The 20277-nt window shown below is 65.7% G+C and carries 21 protein-coding genes; 14 read left to right on the forward strand and 7 right to left on the reverse strand.

All coding sequences use genetic code 11. The annotated features are described in order from the left end of the window. Positions 1-38: 38 nt before the first annotated feature. From ACVOMH_RS13495 to ACVOMH_RS13510, 4 genes are all read left to right on the forward strand, one after another. On the forward strand, positions 39-1010 hold the full coding sequence (locus tag ACVOMH_RS13495) for a potassium channel beta subunit family protein (RefSeq protein ID WP_481552287.1): 972 nt from the start codon (positions 39-41) through the stop codon (positions 1008-1010). Positions 1011-1161: 151 nt separating this feature from the next. Continuing rightward, positions 1162-1356, forward strand: a complete 195-nt coding sequence (hemP, locus tag ACVOMH_RS13500) for a hemin uptake protein HemP (protein ID WP_054658092.1) — start codon at positions 1162-1164, stop codon at positions 1354-1356. A gap of 147 nt (positions 1357-1503) precedes the next feature. After that, positions 1504-3687: a TonB-dependent hemoglobin/transferrin/lactoferrin family receptor gene (locus ACVOMH_RS13505; RefSeq protein WP_481552288.1), complete on the forward strand. Its 2184-nt coding sequence runs from the start codon at positions 1504-1506 to the stop codon at positions 3685-3687. Between the two features lie 107 nt (positions 3688-3794). Next, a complete protein-coding gene (locus tag ACVOMH_RS13510) occupies positions 3795-4727 on the forward strand; it encodes a DUF6607 family protein (RefSeq protein ID WP_481552289.1) in 933 nt (310 codons plus the stop codon). Between the two features lie 52 nt (positions 4728-4779). Here the strand turns inward: ACVOMH_RS13510 and ACVOMH_RS13515 are convergent, their stop codons facing one another. After that, positions 4780-5133 carry a DMT family protein gene (locus tag ACVOMH_RS13515; RefSeq protein ID WP_054658082.1) on the reverse strand — a complete coding sequence of 118 codons (354 nt, stop codon included), beginning with the start codon at positions 5131-5133 and terminating at the stop codon, positions 4780-4782. Between the two features lie 175 nt (positions 5134-5308). Here ACVOMH_RS13515 and ACVOMH_RS13520 point away from each other — a divergent pair, with 175 nt between their 5' ends. From ACVOMH_RS13520 to ACVOMH_RS13565, 10 genes are all read left to right on the forward strand, one after another. Next, positions 5309-6022 (forward strand): response regulator transcription factor, encoded by a 714-nt coding sequence (locus tag ACVOMH_RS13520; protein ID WP_481522771.1) that lies wholly within the window; start codon positions 5309-5311, stop codon positions 6020-6022. Between the two features lie 141 nt (positions 6023-6163). Further along, positions 6164-7438 carry a sensor histidine kinase gene (locus ACVOMH_RS13525; protein WP_054658086.1) on the forward strand — a complete coding sequence of 425 codons (1275 nt, stop codon included), beginning with the start codon at positions 6164-6166 and terminating at the stop codon, positions 7436-7438. A gap of 144 nt (positions 7439-7582) precedes the next feature. After that, the gene (locus ACVOMH_RS13530) at positions 7583-7963 is read left to right on the forward strand and encodes a diacylglycerol kinase (RefSeq protein ID WP_057505922.1); all 381 of its coding nucleotides are present in this window, start codon (positions 7583-7585) and stop codon (positions 7961-7963) included. A gap of 54 nt (positions 7964-8017) precedes the next feature. After that, positions 8018-8767, forward strand: coding sequence for a TerC family protein (locus ACVOMH_RS13535; protein ID WP_054658088.1), 750 nt, complete (start codon positions 8018-8020; stop codon positions 8765-8767). Positions 8768-8916: 149 nt separating this feature from the next. Then, positions 8917-9549: a LemA family protein gene (locus tag ACVOMH_RS13540; protein WP_054658090.1), complete on the forward strand. Its 633-nt coding sequence runs from the start codon at positions 8917-8919 to the stop codon at positions 9547-9549. A 10-nt stretch (positions 9550-9559) separates the two neighbouring features. After that, the gene (locus ACVOMH_RS13545) at positions 9560-10450 is read left to right on the forward strand and encodes a TPM domain-containing protein (protein WP_481552290.1); all 891 of its coding nucleotides are present in this window, start codon (positions 9560-9562) and stop codon (positions 10448-10450) included. Further along, entirely contained in the window at positions 10450-10941 is a 492-nt protein-coding gene (locus ACVOMH_RS13550) for a TPM domain-containing protein (RefSeq protein WP_481522775.1), read from the forward strand. The genes ACVOMH_RS13545 and ACVOMH_RS13550 overlap by 1 nt, the downstream gene beginning before the upstream one ends. 64 nt (positions 10942-11005) lie before the next feature. After that, complete coding sequence (gene lgt, locus ACVOMH_RS13555) at positions 11006-11908, forward strand: prolipoprotein diacylglyceryl transferase (protein WP_481552291.1); 903 nt, start codon at positions 11006-11008, stop codon at positions 11906-11908. Continuing rightward, positions 11905-12699 (forward strand): thymidylate synthase, encoded by a 795-nt coding sequence (locus ACVOMH_RS13560; protein ID WP_481552292.1) that lies wholly within the window; start codon positions 11905-11907, stop codon positions 12697-12699. Before lgt ends, ACVOMH_RS13560 begins: the two co-directional genes overlap by 4 nt. A gap of 8 nt (positions 12700-12707) precedes the next feature. Beyond that, positions 12708-13199, forward strand: a complete 492-nt coding sequence (locus tag ACVOMH_RS13565) for a dihydrofolate reductase (protein ID WP_481552312.1) — start codon at positions 12708-12710, stop codon at positions 13197-13199. A gap of 68 nt (positions 13200-13267) precedes the next feature. On the opposite strand, the gene ACVOMH_RS13570 is transcribed toward ACVOMH_RS13565, so the two are convergent. Genes ACVOMH_RS13570 through lptD form a run of 6 tightly spaced genes read right to left on the reverse strand, consistent with a single transcriptional unit; the run spans position 13268 to position 20213 of the window. Continuing rightward, complete coding sequence (locus ACVOMH_RS13570; protein WP_481522777.1) at positions 13268-14275, reverse strand: symmetrical bis(5'-nucleosyl)-tetraphosphatase; 1008 nt, start codon at positions 14273-14275, stop codon at positions 13268-13270. Then, positions 14275-14658 (reverse strand): Co2+/Mg2+ efflux protein ApaG, encoded by a 384-nt coding sequence (gene apaG / locus ACVOMH_RS13575; RefSeq protein ID WP_054660314.1) that lies wholly within the window; start codon positions 14656-14658, stop codon positions 14275-14277. Before apaG ends, ACVOMH_RS13570 begins: the two co-directional genes overlap by 1 nt. 49 nt (positions 14659-14707) lie before the next feature. After that, on the reverse strand, positions 14708-15520 hold the full coding sequence (rsmA, locus tag ACVOMH_RS13580) for a 16S rRNA (adenine(1518)-N(6)/adenine(1519)-N(6))-dimethyltransferase RsmA (protein WP_481522778.1): 813 nt from the start codon (positions 15518-15520) through the stop codon (positions 14708-14710). Continuing rightward, complete coding sequence (gene pdxA, locus ACVOMH_RS13585; protein ID WP_481552293.1) at positions 15517-16497, reverse strand: 4-hydroxythreonine-4-phosphate dehydrogenase PdxA; 981 nt, start codon at positions 16495-16497, stop codon at positions 15517-15519. The genes rsmA and pdxA overlap by 4 nt, the downstream gene beginning before the upstream one ends. 3 nt (positions 16498-16500) lie before the next feature. Continuing rightward, on the reverse strand, positions 16501-17838 hold the full coding sequence (locus ACVOMH_RS13590) for a peptidylprolyl isomerase (RefSeq protein WP_481552294.1): 1338 nt from the start codon (positions 17836-17838) through the stop codon (positions 16501-16503). After that, entirely contained in the window at positions 17835-20213 is a 2379-nt protein-coding gene (gene lptD / locus ACVOMH_RS13595) for an LPS-assembly protein LptD (RefSeq protein WP_481552295.1), read from the reverse strand. The genes ACVOMH_RS13590 and lptD overlap by 4 nt, the downstream gene beginning before the upstream one ends. Positions 20214-20277 lie beyond the last annotated feature (64 nt).

Here is a 20277-nt window from a genome sequence, read left to right on the forward strand (position 1 = left end):
CGCGCCGGTTGGTGCGCCAGAAATCCCAGGAGTCCGCCATGCAATACCGTCGTCTCGGCTCGTCCGGCCTGCAGCTTTCCGCCCTGTCGTTCGGGGCCTGGGTCACTTTCGGTGGCCAGATCGGGCGCAGCGAGGCCCGCAACCTGATCGCGGCGGCGTGGGACAACGGGGTCAATTTCTTCGACAACGCCGAGGTCTACGCCCAGGGACGCGCCGAGGAGGTGATGGGCGATGTGATCGGCGACCTCCGCCTGCCGCGCGATGGCTATTGCGTCTCCAGCAAGGTGTTCTTCGGCGCGGTGCCCTCGCCCAATCCCCTGCAGCGCGGGCTCTCGCGCAAGCATGTCATCGACGCCTGCCACGCCGCGCTCAAACGCCTGCACGTGGAGTATCTGGACCTGTACTACTGCCACCGCCCGGATCCGGACACGCCGATCGGCGAAACCGTGCTGGCCATGGACACCCTGATCCGCCAGGGCAAGGTGCTGTACTGGGGCACCTCGGAGTGGTCGGCGGCGCAGATCGCCGAGGCGGTGGCCTTCGCCCGCGCCCATCATCTGTATGCGCCGGTGATGGAGCAGCCGCAGTACAACCTGCTGCATCGCACGCGGGTGGAGGAGGAATACGCGCCGCTGTACAGCGACGCCGGGCTGGGTACCACGATCTGGTCGCCGCTGGCGTCGGGCCTGCTGACCGGCAAGTACAACGAGGGTATCGGCGCCGACAGCCGTCTGGCGACCTCGTCGATGGACTGGTTGCAGGCGGCCGTACTCGGGGATCCGGCCGAGGACCGATTGGGCAAGGTCCGGCGTTTCACCGCGGTGGCCGCAGAGCTGGGCGAGTCGCCGGCCCAGCTGGCCATCGCCTGGTGCCTGCGCAATCCCAACGTGTCCAGCGTGATCCTTGGCGCCAGCCGGGTCAGCCAGCTGGAGGAGAACCTGCGCGCGCTGGATGTGATCGCACGGGTGGAGGATGCGGCCTGGAAAAAGATCGAGGCGGCCTTTGCCTGAGGCCCGTCAGGCGGCGGAGCGTGCGCGAGATGGGCGCACGCCGCTGCTGAGGGCTGCAGGTCGGGCGGGATGGAAGGGGTCGCCCGCCAATGCTTGCATTGATATTGAGAATCATTATCATCAACTCCGTCCCCAACACGGAATCACGATGATGTCCGCCCAACCTGTCCTGCTCCGCTCCCGCACGTTGCATCTGCCGCAACGCCCTGTCCAGCTGATGTCCGGTGAAGGAATCCTGGACAGCGGCGCGCTGCTCAAGGGGCAGCGCGAAATCCTGATCCAGCATGGCGACACGTTCTACCGTCTGCGCCATACCAGCAATGACAAGCTGATCCTGACCAAGTAATTCCGCAGCACGTTCCTGCCAGCCGGCGCCTGTCCTGGTGCCATGCCCGCCTGAATCGACCCCTCTCCCTTGGCCACCACCGGCCTGCTTCGGCAACCCGGTTGCTGTGTCCGCGGGCTCTGTTCCTACGATTGATTCCAGGCACCCATGATCCGTCCAACTGTTCTGAGCGCCGCCCTGTGGGCGGTGTTATCTCCTGCGCACGCTGAAACCGCCATCTCGGCCGATGTGCGTGATTTCGACCGCGTCCAGGTCACTGCCACCCGGACCGCGCGGGCGGTCAGTGATGTCGCCGCCACGGTTGATGTGATCGACCGCGAACAGCTGGATAACCAGCTGGTGCACGACATCCGCGATCTGGTCCGCTACGAGCCGGGTATTTCGGTAACCCGCAGCGCGACCCGGTTTGGCCTGGACGGCTTCCGCATCCGCGGGCTGGATGGCAACCGTGTGCTGATCCAGACCGACGGCATCGCCATGCCCAAGAGCTTCAACATCGGCAGCTTCGCCAATGCCAACCGCGATTTCACCGATCTGGAGACGCTCAAGCGGGTGGAGATCGTGCGCGGGCCGGCCAGCTCGCTGTACGGCTCCGATGCGCTGGGCGGGGTGGTCGCGTTCGTCACCAAGGACCCGGCCGACTATCTGGGCGAAGGCAAAAACAGCTACGTTGGTCTGAAGTTCGGCTTCGACGGCGACTGGCAGGGCCTGCTGGGCAGCGCGACTACCGCTTTCGGTGGCCAGCGCTGGAGCGGCATGGTCAACGTCAACCACCGGCAAGGCCAGGAAACCTCCAACCAGGGCGAGCTGCGTAGCCGTGACAACACCCGCACCGCCGCCAACCCGCAGCAGCGCGATGGCCGCAGCGTACTGTCCAAGCTGGTCTATGCCCCCGACCAGAACCAGCGGTTCCGCCTGACCGTGGAAGGCAACGAGGACCGCACCGATACCGATGTGTATTCGGCGATCGATCGCACCACGACCACCGGCATGACCGCGCATGACACGCAGACCCGCGCGCGCGTGGCCTTCGCCCATGAAATGGATGCGCTCGACACCGCGTTCGCCGACAGTCTGCGCTGGCAGCTGTATCGTCAGGATAGCGAAACGACGCAGGTCACCAATGAGCAGCGCGCCAATGGCAGCCGCCGCCATCGCCAGTTCAATTTCGACCAGCGTGTCTACGGCCTGCAGGCGGTGCTGGACAAGTCTTTCGAGACCGGCCGCGTGGCGCATGCGCTGACCTGGGGTGTGGACGGCGCATGGACGGAGATCCGCCAGAAGCGCGATGGCTTCCAGGTGTTGGCCAATGGCACGGTGAGCACCACGATCCTGCCGGACGTGTTCCCGGTGCGTGACTTCCCGATCAGCAAGACCACCGAGCTGGGGCTGTATGCGCAGGACGAAATGCGCCTGGCCGACGGGCGGCTGTCGCTGGTGCCGGGCATCCGTGTGGATCACTACCGGCTGAAGCCGGAGCTGGATGCGATTTTTGCCGCCGACAATCCGGGCATGGCGGTGGCCTCGCTGACCAAGACCCGCGTGTCGCCGAAGTTCGGTGCGGTGTGGCGTTTTGACGAGCACTGGTCGCTATTCGCCGGCTATTCGCACGGCTTCCGTTCACCGCCATACAACGACGTCAATCTCGGTTTCACCAACGTGATGTTCGGCTACACCGCCATTCCCAATCCGGACCTGAAACCGGAAACCAGCGATGGCGTGGAGCTGGGGCTGCGCTTCATCGCGCCGGCGGCCTACGTCAGCGTGAGTGGCTACTACAACGACTACCGTGACTTCATCGAATCGCAGCGCTATGTCGGCAACAACGCGCAGGGGCTGATGGTGTTCCAGTCGCAGAACATCGCCGACGCCAGGATCTATGGCGCGGAGATGAAGGCCGGGGTGGATTTCGGCGAACTGGCTGATGCATTGGAAGGCTGTTCGCTGCGCAGCGCGGTGGCGTGGTCGCGCGGTGACAACCGCACCGAGGACGTGCCGCTGGACTCGATCGATCCGCTGCGCGGCAGCATCGGGCTGATGTACGACCGCGATGCGTGGGGCATGGAGCTGGCCGGCACCTTCGCGCGCCGCAAGGACCGTATCGCCAGCGCCACGGCCTATCGCCCCGGCGGCTACGGCGTACTGGATCTGATGGCGCATTGGGAGTTCGCACCCGGTGCGAAGGTGAATGTCGGTGTGTTCAACCTGGGCGACCGCAAGTACATCGACTGGTCGGGTATCACCGCCAACCTGGCCGGCAACAGCCCGGTGCTGGATCGCTACAGCAATCCCGGCCGCACGGTGTCGGCCAGCCTAGCGGTCGCCTGGTGATGTCGCTGCGCTGATAGCGCCGGCACGCAGCAGTGCTGCCACAAACGGATCTTTCCCGGCCACGGATGGCCCCTCTCTTTCTGCTACCCCTCACAAAGGAACGACACATGAAACTGTTTTCCGCCGGCGCGTTGCTGCTGTTGGCCAGCAGCGGCGCAGCCAGCGCCCAGTCCGTGGACACCGCGTGTGATCGCGCCAGCATCCTGGCGATGCAGGGCGAATACACGGTGGATTTCGCCTTCGATGAAACCGTGCTGCTCAAACCCGGCTACGAGCGCGCCCCGGCCATGCGCAGTAGTGGCAACGAGGTGGTGATCGTGGTGGAAGACAGCCCGCAGCGCATCGTGTTGCAGCATCTGCTGGTGGATGGGAAAAGCGGCCACGTCACCAAGCATTGGCGGCAGGACTGGGTGTATGAAGCGCCCCACCGGTTCGAGTTCAGCGCCGAGCAGACCTGGGTGGTGCGCACGATTCCGGCGGCGGTCAACAAAGGCGCCTGGACCCAGTGCGTGTACGAGGTCAGCGATGCGCCGCGTTACTGCGGCACCGGCCGGTGGAGCTACGCCAACAACGTGCCGACCTGGACCAGCGACCTGAGCTGGCGGCCGCTGCCACGTCGCGAATACACCCGGCGCAGCGATTACAACGCGCTGGCGGTGATCAACCGGCACACGCTCACGCCGGGTGGCTGGACCCATGAGCAGTTCAACACCAAGGTGCAGCGCAATGCCGATGGCCGCCAGGTGGAGATCGCCCGCGAATTCGGCTTCAACGACTACTTGAAAACCAGCGAGGTCGATTTCACCCCGGCCCGAAGCTACTGGAACGCGACGGCCGGGTTCTGGGCACAGGTGCGCCAGCGCTGGGAGGGATGGCTGGGCAAGGCCCCGGGCGTGCATCTGAAAACAAAACTCGATGGCATGGCGATGATCATCCCGCTGTTCGAGCAGGCCGAGACCGTGCAGGGCGGGGCGGCGGTGGATGAGGCGAAAATCAACACGGTATTCGCCCGGTTCGTTGAGCCGGCGTCGATCAAGTAATCCGGAGGGCCCCGCACTGCGGGGCCTTTCCCTGTCAGGCAGCGTGGTGGCGCTATTCCTTGAACATCAGCAGCGCCGCCACCACGATGAGCGCGAAGGCCGCCCAGTGGTTCCACTTCAGCGGCTGGTCCAGATAGGTGGCCGAGAACACTGCAAACACCACCAGCGTGATCACCTCCTGCATGCCCTTGAGCTGCGGCGCCGAATACACCGCGCTGCCCAGGCGGTTGCCGGGCACCTGCAGGCAGTACTCGAAGAAGGCGATACCCCAGCTGACCAGGATCACCGTCATCAGCGGCGCCGATTTGAATTTCAGATGGCCGTACCAGGCCACCGTCATGAAGACGTTGCTGGCGACCAGCAGCAGGACGGGGTACAGATAGGCGGTGATCGGCATGCCGGGCATAGGGCGCTGAGCGTGGCGGGGGTCCACAGCATAGGGCGGTCGCACGGTCCGGGAGTGCCTGATCGCGGACAGATTCCGGTCCCGGCGACCTTTGTGATCACGAATTGCGGCGGTCTTCACACGCTTTCTACTCCGGATGCGGCATGTTTCACAAAGCTGAAGATTAGGAGGCTCCATGCGACAGACAAAGGAATCGTCCGGGTTGGTGCTGGTCGTCGAGGACAACCGCAATATTTCCGAAATGATCGGCGAGTACCTGGAAAGCAAAGGGTTCGAAGTGGATTACGCGGTCGATGGCCTGGACGGCTACCGGCTGGCGGCCGAGAACAGTTACGACGTGGTGGTACTGGATCTGATGCTGCCGCGTCTGGACGGCATCGAGGTCTGCCGCAAATTGCGCAATGAAGCGCGCAAATCCACGCCGGTGCTGATGCTGACCGCCCGCGACACGCTGGACGACAAGCTCACCGGGCTGGGCTACGGTGCCGATGACTATCTGACCAAACCCTTTGCGATCCAGGAGCTGGAAGCACGGCTGCGGGCACTGATCCGCCGCGAGCGCCGCCAGGTCGGGGCCGAGGTGTTGAAGGTCGCCGACCTGGTGCTGGACCCGGTCAGCATGCGCGCCACCCGCGCCGGCAGCGAACTGCAGCTGTCGCCGATCGGCCTGCGGTTGCTCACCATCCTGATGCGCGAGTCGCCGCGGGTGGTCACCCGGCAGGAGATCGAGCGGGAGATCTGGGGCAACGGCCTGCCCGATTCGGATACCCTGCGCAGCCACCTGTACAACCTGCGCAAGATCATCGACAAGCCTTTCGACCATCCGCTGCTGCACACCGTGCAGAGCGCCGGCTACCGCATCGCCGACATCGCCCAGCCGATGAGTTGACCGGCGGGTGGCAGAGGGACGTGTAGTGGCAACCAGGAGTCGCTGTCGTACCCCGTGTGCGACAGCGTTTACCGGTGCTCTGTTACGGCCGGGAAGTACCGTCGATGGCGGTAGTCGCGACGTTTCGCGGCGGGAGCCGTAATGGCGCACGGATTGCCGCGCAAGATCAGGATCGCTTTTATCGTGCAGGCACTGCTGGCCAGTCTGGCGGTGCTGCTGGGCGGCTATCTGGTGTCGCTGGTCATCAAGCACGGACTGGTCCATGTCGTGCTGCAGGAAGAGGCCGATTACTACTGGCAGCTGCACGAGGCCTCGCCGGTGCAGCCGCCGCCCAACACGCGCAATATCCGCGGTTACCTGCTGGAAACCGGGCAGTCGAGTCTGAGCCTGCCCAAGGACCTGCGCCCGCTGGAACCCGGCTTCCATGAGCTGAAAGCGGCCGACCAGCTGGTGCTGGTCGATCAACGCCCGGCCGGACGGCTGTACCTGGTGTTCCTGCGCTCGCAGGCGCAGCGGGCCGCATTCTGGTTTGGCGTGGTCCCGGTATTGATCACCTTGCTGGGGATCTACGGCGCGTCGTGGCTCACCTACCGCGCCTCGTGGCGGATCGTCTCGCCGGTCAACTGGCTGGCGCGGCGGGTGTCGCAATGGGATCCGCGGTACCCCGATGCCAGCGAACTGGCGGCGGAGCGGCTGCCGGCCGATGTGCAGGGCGAAGCTCGCCAGCTGGCGGCCGCACTGCATTCGCTGGCCAGCCGGGTGGGGCAGCATGTCGCCCGCGAGCGGAACTTCACCCGCGACGCCAGCCATGAACTGCGTACCCCGCTGACCGTGATCCGCATGGCCAGCGACATGGCGCTGAGTACGCCGGAGCTGGATCCACGCCTGCAGCGCAGTCTGGGCCGTATCCAGCGGGCCGGGCGTGATATGGAAGCGGTGATCGACGCTTTCCTTATCCTGGCGCGCGAGGCCGATATCGAGCCGCAGGCCGAATGGTTCGATGTGGCCGATATCGTCCGTTATGAAGTCAACAATGCCCGTGAAATGCTGGCCGGGCGACCGGTCGAGCTGACGCTGGAAGTGGTGGGCAACAACCACCTGCTGCTGGCGCCGCCGCGGGTGATGCATGTTGTCGTCAGCAACCTGCTGCGCAATGCCTGCGCCTATACCGATACCGGCACGATCGCGGTGGAAGTGGGCAATGACCGGGTGGTGGTGCGCGACAGCGGCATCGGCATGACGGAAGAGAGCCTGGCGCGGGTGTTCGAGCCGTTCTTCCGGGCTGAGCCGGCCCGTCCGCTGGGGACCGGGCTGGGACTGTCGATCGTGCGCCGGCTGTGCGAGCGCTTCGGCTGGCGGATCGAACTGGAAAGCGCGCCGGGGCAGGGCACCACGGCTACCGTCCACTTCGGCTGACAGCGCCGGCCGGCGGTTCCCGGGAAGTGCCCGGGAGCTTGTGGCAGAATGCGCGGTCGCCATCCACATACATCGGTGCTCCCGCTGTGATGCCCTCTTCTTTTCTGCAGTCCGTCGGCCGCCGCGCGGTGGGAGCTGGCTCTCATGGCTGATGGGATCGGGCATATGCCCCGTGGTCCGGCCCGTATCCTGAAGGCGGCCAAGTGGTCCTGGCAGGGGCTGTGCGCAGCCTGGATGCATGAATCCTCGTTCCGCCTGGAAGTGTGCCTGTTCGTGGTGCTGGCGCCGCTGGCGCTGTGGCTGGGCCAGACGCCGGTGGAGCGCGCGCTGCTGGTCGGCTCGATGTTGCTGGTCATCGCCATGGAGCTGGCCAACTCGGCCATCGAGGCGGTGATCGAGCGTTATGGCCCGGAGTATCACGTGCTCGCCGGACGCGCCAAGGACATGGGATCGGCGGCCGTGTTCGTGCTGATGATGAATGTGCTGCTGTGCTGGGGCCTGATCCTGGTGCCCCGTCTTTTCTGACAAGTCATCCGCCGGGCGGCGGTGACGCTATGGCTTTATTGAAGGATTTTCTGCATGTCTTTTGAGCTTCTTGCCGACCCGAACGTCTGGGTCACCCTGTTCATGCTCAGCGCACTGGAAATCGTGCTCGGCATCGACAACCTGGTGTTCATCTCCATTGCGGTCGGCCGTCTGCCCGAAGAAAAGCGTCCGCTGGCCCGTCGCGTCGGTATCGCGGTGGCGTGCGTCACCCGCATCCTGCTGTTGGTGTCGCTGGCGTTCCTGGCGCATATGGAGAACAACCTGTTCAACATTGCCGGGATGGGCATTTCCATCCGGGATCTGGTGTTGATCATTGGTGGCCTGTTCCTGCTCTACAAGGGCGTGGCCGAAATCCGCGAGCTGGTCAGCGGCGGTGAGGATGCCGACCCGACGACCACCAAGGCGTCGGCCACGTTCGGCATGGTGATCGCGCAGATCGCGGTGATCGACATCGTGTTCTCGCTGGATTCGGTGATCACCGCCGTGGGCATTGCCGACCACATTCCGGTGATGGTCTGCGCGGTGCTGCTGGCGGTGGCGGTGATGCTGCTGGCGGCCAATCCGCTGGGCCGCTTCATCGACGCCAATCCGACCGTGAAGCTGCTGGCGCTGGCCTTCATCCTGCTGGTCGGTGCGGTGCTGGTGCTGGATGGCCTGGACGTGCACGTGCCCAAGCCCTACATCTACGCGGCGATGGGTTTCTCGGTGCTGGTGGAGTGGCTGAACCTGCTGATGCGCCGCAACGCCAAGGCCCATCACGTGCCGGGCGCGGACAGCTGGTAAGTCTCCGGCATAGCCCGGACAGGATCGCCCTCGCCGCCAACTGGCCGGAAGAGGGAGCGGAGAGGCCGGCATTGCCGGCCTTTTCCGTATGCACACGCTGAACACCGGCCGTGGCATGCTCGGCGCTTCTGCCGTCAAAGGATCCGACCATGCGCCAGTACCTCCGCCTGATGTTGCTTGTCGTCGCGGCGATCTCGATTTCCGGGTGTGGCTACAACGCCATCCAGCAGAAGGACGAGGCGGTCACGGCCGGCTGGTCCGAGGTGGTGAACCAGTACAAGCGTCGCGCCGACCTGATTCCCAACCTGGTCAACACCGTGCAGGGTTATGCCCAGCAGGAACGGCAGGTGCTGACCGAGGTCACCAATGCCCGTGCCAAGGTCGGGCAGATCCAGGTCAATGCCGATGACGCCGATTCGCTCAAGCAGTTCCAGCAGGCGCAAGGTGAACTGGGCAGCGCGCTGTCGCGGCTGCTAGTGGTCAGCGAGAACTACCCGACGCTGAAGTCCGACCAGAACTTCCGCGACCTGCAGGCGCAGCTGGAAGGCACCGAGAACCGCATCACCGTGGCCCGTGGCCGCTATATCCAGCTGGTGCAGGACTACAACACGTTCATCCGCTCGTTCCCGCAGGTGATCACCGCCAAGCTGTTCGGTTACAAGGCCAAACCCAATTTCACGGTCGAGAACGAGGCGCAGATCGCGCAGCCGCCGGCGGTGAACTTCGGCACCCAGCCGGCTGCGCCGCAGCAGACGCCGCCTCAGCCCGCATCGGCACAGTGAGCCGCGCGCGATGAGCGCATTGCTGCAGCGCTTTGGCCTGTTGTTATGCCTGCTTGGCCTGGGTTGGGCGGGCGCGTTGCCGGCCCAGCAACTGGCGCCGATCCCGCCGCTGGATTCGCCGGTGGTCGATACCACCGGCACTCTGGATATGGCACAGAAGCAGGCGCTCGAGCAGCAGGCCCTGGCCCTGCAGCAACGCAAGGGCAGCCAGCTGCAGGTGCTGATCGTGCCGACCACCCAGCCGGAGGATATCGCCCAGTACACCACCCGGGTGTTCGACCAGTGGGCCATCGGCCGCAAGGGCGTGGACGATGGCGTGCTGCTGGTGGTGGCCAGGGATGACCGGCGGGTGCGGATCGAGCCGGGCTACGGGCTGGAGGGGGCCATTCCCGACGCCATCGCCAACCGGGTGATCCAGGAGTATCTGGTGCCGCATTTCCGCCAGGACGATTATGCCGGCGGTATTACCGCCGCCACGGCGGTACTGGTGGGGCTGATCGAGGGCGAGGCGCTGCCGGCGCCGGTGGCCAGCAACCGCAACAACGAGGAGGGCAATGGCGATCAGACCTTCTTCTTCGCGATCATGATCGGCGTCTTTGCAGCAGGTTTCATGCGGCTGTTGCTCTCCCGACTGCCGCGTCCGGCGCGTGGGCTGGCAGCGGGCCTGGTGGCCGGTGGTATTGGCTGGGTGCTGTTGTCGATGCTCGGCGGCGGTATCGCCGCCGTGGCCGCGCTGTTGCTGTCCTTCGGCAAGACGTCCGGCGGCGGTTTCGCCAGCGGTGGCGGTTGGGGCGGAGGTGGTTTCGGAGGCGGCGGATTTGGCGGGGGCGGTTTCGGCGGAGGGGGCTGGGGCGGCGGCGGTGGTCGCTCGGGAGGCGGTGGCGCCTCGGGGAGCTGGTGATGCGCTGGTTGCGCCATCTGTTCTCGCCCTCGGCGCAGGCCGCGTTCCCGGAAGCGAGTCTGGACCGGATCGCCCATGCCATCGCCGCCGGCGAGCGCCTGCATGGCGGGCAGGTGATGTTCGCGGTCGAATCGGACCTGTCGTTGGCGGCGCTGTGGAACGGTGTCACGCCCCGCCAGCGCGCCGAACACGCCTTCGCCCTGCTGCGGACCTGGGATACGCAGGCCAACAACGGCGTGCTGATCTATCTGCTGTTGGCCGACCGGGCCATTGAAATCGTCGCCGACCGGGGCCTGCGCGAGGTGATCGAGGCCGCGCAATGGCAGAGGATCTGCGATCACCTGCGCGAGCAGTTGCGCAACGGCGACCGTGAAGCGGCGGTGCTGGCGGCGGTGGCTGAAGTCTCGCAGCTGCTGGCCGCGCACTTTCCAGCGGATCCGACCCGGCGTGCGGGCAACGAACTGCCGGACCGGCCGCAGCTGCTCGATTGAGCCGGCGGTTGACGCGGGGGATGCAGCCCCGAGAATAGGGGCTTGTCTGCCACTGCGTGCCCACATGATCTACCTACACGACATAGACCCCGTCGCCTTCTCGCTGGGGCCGATCAAGGTGCACTGGTACGGCATCATGTACCTGCTCGGTTTCGCCGCCGCCTGGTGGCTGGGCCGCGTGCGCATCCGCGCCGGACGTCTGCCGGGCGTGTACATGAACGGTTTTTCCGACCTGCTGTTCTACAGCATGCTTGGCGTGGTGCTGGGCGGGCGCATCGGCTACATGTTGTTCTACGCCAGCGCCGAATGGCTGGCCAATCCGATGATCCTGCTGCGGGTGTGGGAAGGCGGCATGAGTTTCCACGGCGGCCTGCTGGGCGTGCTGATCGCCGGCTGGTGGTGGACCCGCAAGCACCGGCTGCACTTCTTCGACACCATCGATTTCGTCGCGCCGCTGGTGCCGCTGGGCCTGGGGTTCGGCCGGCTGGGCAATTTCATCGGTGGCGAGCTGTTCGGCAAGTTCACCCATGCCGGCTGGGGCGTGATCTTTCCGCATGCGCCGCTGAAGGATGTGCCCGCCGGCCTGCCGAGCATGCAGCAGCTGATGTCGGCCGCGCAGATCCAGCAGGATTACGCCGCCGGTCTGCTCAACCAGTACGCGCGCCATCCCTCGCAGCTGTATGAAGCACTGTTGGAAGGGCTGGTGATGTTCGTGGTGCTGTGGCTGTATTCCAGGACGCCGCGCCCGCGCTATGCCGTGTCGGGTCTGTTCGCGCTGCTGTATGGCAGCTTCCGCTTCCTGGTCGAGTTCGTGCGCATGCCCGACAACGGCGTGTACGTGGCGTTCGATTGGCTGACCCGCGGGCAGATCCTGAGCCTGCCGTTGATCGGGCTGGGGCTGGTGCTGCTGGCCCTGTCGCGGCGCGCGCCGGTATTGCAGCCGGCAGTGGCGGGAGAAAAGGCGTGAAGCAGTATCTGGAGCTGTTGCAGCATGTGCTCGAGCACGGCAGCGAGAAGTCCGACCGCACCGGTACCGGCACCCGCAGCGTGTTCGGCTGGCAGATGCGCTTCGATCTCAACCAGGGTTTCCCGCTGGTCACCACCAAGAAGCTGCACCTGCGCTCGATCATCCACGAGCTGCTGTGGTTCCTGAAAGGTGACACCAACATCGCCTATCTGCAGGACAACCAGGTGCGGATCTGGGACGAGTGGGCCGACGCCAACGGCGATCTCGGTCCGGTCTACGGCAAACAGTGGCGCAGCTGGGCCACCGCCGACGGCCGCGAGATCGACCAGATGCAGTGGCTGGTGGAAGAGATCAAACGCAATCCGGATTCGCGGCGGCTGGTGGTCAGCGCCTGGAACGTGGGCGAGCTGTCGCAGATGGCGTTGATGCCGTGCCACAACCTGTTCCAGTTCTACGTGGTGGACGGCAAGCTCAGCTGCCAGCTGTACCAGCGCAGCGGCGACATCTTCCTCGGCGTGCCGTTCAACATCGCCAGCTATGCGCTGCTCACGCATATGGTGGCGCAGGCCACCGGGCTGGGGGTGGGGGATTTCGTGCATACGCTGGGCGATGCGCACCTGTATTCGAACCACTTCGAACAGGCCCGGGAGCAGTTGGCACGCGAACCGCGCGCGCTGCCGACGCTGTGGTTGAACCCGGAAGTGACCGACCTGTTCGGTTTCACCTCCGATGACATCCGCATCGACGGCTATCACCCGCATCCGGCGATCAAGGCGCCGGTGGCCGTGTGAGTGCAGCGATGAAGCTGTCGATGATCGCCGCGCTGGATCGCAATCGCGGGATCGGCTGTGACAACGCGATGCCCTGGCACTTGCCGGATGACTTCAAGCACTTCAAGGCGCTGACCCTGGGCAAACCGATCTTGATGGGGCGCAAGACCGCGCAGTCGCTGGGTAGGGCGTTGCCCGGTCGCACCAACCTGGTGTTGACGCGCAGCGGACAGGTGCCGTTCGAAGGGATGCGTGCGGTGGTTTCACTCGATGAGGCCCAGGCGGTTGCCCGGGGCGACGGTGCGCAGGAGCTGTGCGTGATCGGCGGCGGCGAGGTCTATCGCCTGTTGCTGGACCAGGCCAGTGATCTGTATCTGACCTGGGTGGACACCGCGGTGGTGGCCGATACGCATTTTCCGCAAGTGGATCCGGCGCAGTGGCAGGAAGTGGACAGCCAGCCGCACGCGGCCGACGAGCGGCATGCCTTCGCCTTCCGGTTCGCGCACTACGTTCGGCGCTGATCAACAGACCCGTGGGAAACGCCGCGACCTTTGCGTGACCATCGGCGGCTGCGCCGATGGTCCGCGCTTCATTCGCCCGGGGCGGGCTTGTGCGGATTGCCGCCAGGGTGGTTGGTACCACCGCCACGCGGACGATGCCGGCGCGGACGCCGGCGTTGCTCGGCGCGCTCGTGGTTGCCGCCGGCCTCCGGGCGCGGCTCGACACGCCGCTCCGGTTGCGGCCTGCGTGGCGGCTGCGCGCCCGGTACCGGCGCCGGTACATCGCGGCCGGGAACCTGCACCACGCGCAGTTCTTCGCTGTCCAGCTGCAGCGCGGTGAGTTTGCCGCCCCACACCGCGCCGGTGTCGATCGCATGCACGCCCTGGGTGATGGTCAGGCCCAGAGCCGACCAGTGACCGCAGACCATTTTCAGCTCGCGCTCGACCCGGCCCGGGACCTCGAACCACGGATACATGCCCTGCGCCTGGGTGCCGGGCGTGCCTTTGTCTTCCATGCCGATACGCCCGCTGGGGGTGCAGTAGCGCATGCGGGTGAAGATGTTGATGATCGCGCGCGAGCGGTCATAGCCGCTCAGGCCCGGCGACCACGCCGGCTTGTCGCCGTACATGTTGCGGAACAGTTTGCGGTAGCCGTTGCCATGCAGCTGTTGTTCGACTTCCCGGGCGTGCTTTTCGGCCAGCGCCACGGTCCACTTCGGCGCCAGCCCGGCATGGAACATCATCCAGCCCAGCTCGCGGTCCACATGCAGCAGCTTCTGCGAGCGCAGCCACTCCAGCAGCACGTCGCGGTCCTCGGCCAGCACGATGCGCTGCAGGTCCGGATTGACCTTGCGCTGTTCCTCCTCGCTGCGCGCGCCGATGGCCAGCAACGACAGGTCATGGTTGCCGAGCACGGTGACGCTGTGCTCGCGCAGCGAATGCACCAGTCGCAGCGTCTCCAGCGATTGCCCGCCGCGGTTGACCAGATCGCCGCAGAACCAGAGCCTGTCCGCGGCGGGATCGAAGTTGATCTTTTCCAGCAGGCGCTGGGTGACGTCGTAGCAGCCTTGCAGATCGCCAATTGCCCAGGTCGCCATCAGTGCAGCGTCCTGGGAATGGAAAGTACGAACGGCGCGATGGGCGCGGTGAACTCGGTGCCGTCATCGGCGACCATGTCGTAATGGCCCTGCATGGTGCCGCGTTCGGTGCCGAGCATGATGCCGGAGGTGTAGCGGAACTCTTCGCCGGGACGCAGGCGCGGCTGTTCGCCGACCACGCCGTCGCCATCGACATGTTCGACCCGGCCTTCGCCATCGGTGATGCGCCAATGGCGGCTGATCAGCCTTGCGGGCACGGTGCCCCGGTTGTGGATGCGGATCGTGTAGGCGAACGCGAAGCGCCCGTCTTCAGGGGCCGACTGGTCGTCGATGAACCGGGGGGTCACCTCGATCTCGATCGCGTAGTGGCGGGAATCTTCCATGCGGGGAGTGTAAGCAAAAGCAGGTGGTCGGATTGCCCGAACCGTGCGGTCAGACGCGCGGCGCATTGGCAAGCTTGATGAAGTCGGCCACTTCCAGCTGTTCGGCGCGGGCATCGCTGCGCACGCCGGCCGCTTCGAACTGGGCCTCGTCGCAGACGCCGTTGAGGGCGTTGCGCAGTGTCTTGCGGCGCTGGCCGAAGGCGGCCTTGACCACCTCGGCAAAACGCTTGTGGTCGTCGATGCCGATGCTGGACGGATCGCGTGGCACCAGCCGCACCACGGCCGAATCGACCTTCGGCGGTGGCCGGAAGGCGCCCGGCGGTACCACGAACAGCGAGGTCACCTCGCACGAGGCCTGCAGCATCACGCTGAGGCGGCCATACACCTTGCTGCCGGGGCCGGCGGCCATGCGATCGACCACTTCCTTCTGCAGCATGAAGGTCATGTCCGAAATCGCCGCAGCGTGTTCCAGCGCGTGGAACAAGATCGGCGAGGAGATGTTGTAGGGCAGGTTGCCGACCAGGCGGATCTGCGCACCGGCGGCCAGTTCGGTGAAATCGACCTGCAGCACGTCGCGATGGACGATGGTCAGCTCACCCAGCGGCGCGGCGGCCTCGGTCAGAGGCGCGATCAGGTCGCGGTCGAACTCGATGACGGTCAGCTTCGGGTGGCGCCGCAGCAGCGGGAAGGTGATGGCGCCCTGGCCCGGGCCGATCTCGACCAGGCGGTCGCCGGCTTTCGGGTTGACCGCCATGACGATCTTTTCGACGTAGTGCTTGTCAGCCAGGAAGTGCTGGCCGAGCTGCTTTTTCGCAGGAGCGGTGAAGCCGGTGCCGCTGCGCGGGGAATGTGGGGAATTCATCGGGCGATTTTACGTTGTGCAGCCAGCCGGGCACACAGCGCGGTGGCGGCAAACAGGCTGGAAGGATCGGCCACGCCTTTGCCGGCGAGGTCCAATGCGGTGCCATGGTCCACGGCCACACGCGGGTAGGGCAGGCCCAGGGTGATATTGGTGGCTTGTTCGAAGCCGCTGTACTTGAGTACCGGCAGGCCCTGGTCGTGGTACATGGCCAGCACCGTGTCGAAGCCGGCCAGCTTGGCCGGCAGGAACGCGGTATCGGCCGGCAACGGGCCGATCAGGTCCAGGCCTTCGCCACGCAGCTGTTCCAGCAGCGGGATCATCACCTCGATCTCCTCGTGCCCCAGGTGCCCGTTCTCGCCGGCATGCGGATTCAATCCGAGCACCGCGATCCGTGGCCGCGGCAGGCCGAAATCGCGGCGCAGCGCCGCATGGGTGGTGGTGATGACCTTGCGCAGGCTCTGGGCCGTGATGGCGTCGGCGACCTGACGCAGCGGCAGATGGGTGGTGGCCAGCGCCACGCGCACGATGTCGTTGGCCAGCATCATCACCACCTCCACGCCGGCCTGGTGGGCCAGCAGTTCGGTGGTGCCGCTGTAGGCGATGCCGCCCTGGTTGATCACCGCCTTGTGCACCGGACCGGTGACCACCCCGTCCAGCGTGCCGTCCAGGCAGGCCTGGCCGGCGCCCAGCAGGGCATCGATCACCGCACGGGCGTTGCGCGGATCGGCATGGCCGAACCGCGATGGCGCCGCGTTGCGGATCTCGCGCAGGCGCAGATCGCCGGGCCGTGACGCCTGGGCCTGTTCGGGCAGCAGCTGCAGCGGCAGATCGAGCGCGGTGGCGGCCGCACGCAGCGTCTCGGGGTCCGCAAACGCCAACAGCCGGCAATCACTGCGCGGCTGTTGGGCGAGGCGAATGCACAGTTCCGGGCCGATCCCGGAGGGCTCGCCCGGAACCAGAGCGAGCTGGGGAATCATCGGTCAGGGCTGCTGCGGGGTTTCGGCCGTGTTTTCGGCACGGTCACCGCTGCGGAAGCTGACATAGGCCTCGCCACGCAACTCCTGCAGGAAGCGGTTGTACTCGTCTTCCAGCTTGCGGCGGCCGATGGTTTCGCGGATCTGGGCGCGCTTGTTGTCATCGGTCACATCGGTCTGGCGCGAGGCCACGCGCTGCACGATATGCCAGCCGGCATCGGTGCGGAACGGCTGGCTGACCCCGTTGTCGGCCAGGCTTTCGACCTGCTGGCCGAAGTCCGGGCCGAACGCATCGGCCGGGAACCAGCCCAGATCGCCACCTTGCCCCCGGCTGTTGGCGTCATCGGAGGATTCCTTGGCCACGGCCTGGAAATCGGCGCCTCCGACGATGCGCGCGCGCAGGGTTTCGATCTTGGCCTTGGCGGCGGCCTCGTCCTGCTGCTCGGTCACCCGCGCCAGGATGTGGCGGGCGTGGAACTCGGTCACGGTGCGGGTGTCGCCGGCGTTGCTGTCGCGCACTTCCACCAGTTTCAGCAGCTGGAAGCCGCTGGGGCCGCGGATCGGGCCGAGCACATCGCCCGGCTTCAGCGTCTTGATCTGGTTGGCGAACGCGTTGGGAATCTCGTCAGCGCTGCGCCAGCCCAGATCGCCGCCTTCCAGCGCATTGGGGCTGTCGGAATAGCGCACGGCCGCGGCGGAGAAATCCAGCTCGCCCTTGTCCAGCAGGTTCTTGATGCCGTCGACCTTGCTCTGGCCGGTGCTGATCTGCTCGGCGGTGGCGCCTTCGGGCAAGGCCACCAGGATGTGGGCCAAATGGTACTGGGTGCCGCCGGCGTTCTGCTGGGCCAGGGCGGCGTCCACTTCCCCTTCGCTGACGCTGATGCGGCTCTGCGCAAAACTCTGGCGCAGGCGCTGCACGATGATCTCCTCGCGAACGGACTTGCGGAAGTCCTCGAAGGAAATGCCGTCCTGGGCCAAGCGCTGGCGCAGGCCCTCAAGCGAGGTGCCGTTCTGCTGGGCGATGCTGCCGATGGCCTGGTTCAGTTCCTGGTCGCTGACCCGGATGCCACTGCCCTCGGCGCGGGCGGCCTGCAGCTTGACCAGTACCAGACGCTCCAGCACCTGGCGCTCCAGCACCGCATCGGGCGGCAACTGGACTTCACGGCCGGCGTACTGGCTCTTGATGTTGTTGACCGCGCGCTGCAATTCACTCTGCAGCACCACATCCTCGTCGACGATGGCGGCGATACGGTCCAGTGGCTGCAACTGCTGGGCAATCACGGGGGCGGACACGCCGGAAAACGCCAGCAGCGTGGCGAGGATTGCAGGTAGGGTTTTGGTCATGGAATCAGATTCGGATCGTAGTCGTCGTCGTTCGCTTCGATGTTGCTGGGCGGAACGAGGTACAGGTCGTCTCGGTTGTAGCCGAGAATAGCACGGCGCAAGGTGCGGTCCGTGTCCTGCCCGACCGAGCTCAACCCCTTGAGCACAAACTCGATCTGGAAGGAGTTGTTGAGATCCCCCTCGCGGTTCTTCACGTAGCGACGGGCCAGTGCACGCACCGCCAGACAGCAGCTGTCCCACTGCACGCCACCGATGATTTCCAGCGGCTTGCGATCGGTATCCAGCAGCGAATAGTAGTAGCGTCCGACCACGCTCCAGCGCGGATTGATCGGGTACAGGAAGGAGAAGTCCACCTGTTTGAGCTGGTCCGAGCCATTACCGGGATTGCGCCGGTAGCGGTAGTTCACGTTGACCACGCCGTCGTCCGGAAGCAGGTAGCGCGCGCGCAGGCTGGCCAGGTCCTCTTTGCGGAACTTGGGATTCCACTGGTAGCTGGTGCCGACTGTCCAGCGGTCGGTCACTGCCCAGTTCATGTCCGCCACCCAGGCCGATTTACCCTGGTCCAGCACCGGGTCATTGGGATTGAGCGTGACCCGTGAATCGTCGAAATAGCTGATCTGGCCGATGCTGGCCGAGAGCTTCTCGCGACCATCGGCCTGGCGGATCAGGCGCGTGGTCAGCGCCGTGGTCAGCTGGTTGGCATCGTTCTGGCGATCGGCGCCGGTATAGCGGGAGTCGCGGAACAGCTGACCCCAGCTGAACGTGAAGGCGCGCGTGTCGAACAGCGGTATGTCGCTCTGGTCACGGTAAGGCGTGTTCAGGTAGAACACCCGCGGTTCCAGGGTATGCAGATAGGACTTGCCGCCGAGGGTGGTCTCGCGGTCGAAGAACAGCCCGGCATCGATGGTGGTGATCGGCAGGCTGCGGGTCGGGTTGCGCTCGCCGCTGAGGCCGTCGGCCAGCTTCCTGTCCAGCTGGTAGGCGGTATAGCGCCAGGCCAGGGTCGGGGTGATGTACCAGGACGCGCCGGCCAGCGGCATCGAGACATAGGGCTTGATGTCCAGGCGTGAACCGCCGGGCCTTTCAGACACACTGCCATCGCGCTCGTATTCGCGGTCCGCGCCGAACTTGCCATGGATGTCGTCATGGGTGAAGCGCACCGCTTCGGCATAGACCCCGGCTTCGAACCAGCGGCCGAAGCTGTCGTCCCAGGTCGCGTACAGGCGCGGCTGGCGGCTGTAGGGGAGCGAGGCCTCGGTCAGGGTGTAGTCGGTCAGCTGCCAGTGGTCGGCCATCAGGCCGGCCGTCCAGGTGCGGCCGGTACCGTAGATGCCGGCGGTGCTTTGCAGGTTGGAGGCGGTGACACCCAGCAGGCGGTTGGCGAAGTCTTCCAGGTAACGCTCGTCGCTGACCCAGGCCAGGCTGGAGCGCGCCTGCCAATGCGTATCGATGTTGTGGTAGCCGCTGAACTCCACTTTGCCGCGATCACGGTCGCGCAGCGAGTCATTGGGCATGTAAGCGGTATCGAGCTGCCCCCGGCCGCCGGAGTACAGATAGCGGAACTCGTTGTCCAGCATCAGCCCGCGCTTGCTCATGTAGCGCGGGGTCAGGGTGTCGTCGTAGTTCGGCGCCAGGTTGAAGTAGATCGGCTGGGCGTAATCGAAGCCGTTGCGGCCGGACAGGCTCAGCTTGGGATAGAGCAGACCGGTCTGGCGGCGGTCATCGATGGGAAACTTGAAGTAGGGCGCATACAGCACCGGCACCTTGCCGATCCTCAGTACCGCGTTGCGCGCGGTGCCGAAGCCCTCGTCATTGTCCACTTCGATCTGTGGCGCGACGAGTTTCCAGATCGGCTGCGAGGGATCGCAGGTGGTGTAGGTGGAATGGTGCATCTGCCCGATCGCGCCCTGCAGGTCGATCGATTCGGCACCGCCATTGCCCCGGCGCGACACCAGCTGGTACTGGATGTTGCTGATCTTGTGGGTGTCGCTTTCCTGGTTGCCCTCGGCGCGCTCGGCCACCATCCGGATCGACGAATCCGAATAACGCACATTGCCCTCGGCGATGTAATTGCCGGTCTCCGTATCCAGGCGCAGGTTGTCGGTGCCCATGAACTGGTCGCCGCGCTTGAGGATCACGTTGCCCTGGTACTGGGGGACCGTGCTGGTGCCGGTGAGCTCGTTGCCCTCGATGTCGGTGGGCAGCTGCTCGCGGGCCGCGGCGGCGGCCTTGTCGGCCTGCGGGGCTTCGTTGAAGGCGGGCAACACCTCGGTGGCTGGGCACAGGCCCCAGTTCACCGGCTTGTCATCGGCCATTGCAGGCAGACAGATGGCGATGCTCAGGGGCAGGGGCAGCAGACGGAGGGCTCGGCGCACGCGGTTCGATTTCAAAGAAAACGGCCGCTAGCTTGCCGCATCACCTGCATGGGGGCAATGAAGA

Source organism: Stenotrophomonas sp. STEN013 (assembly GCF_056760355.1).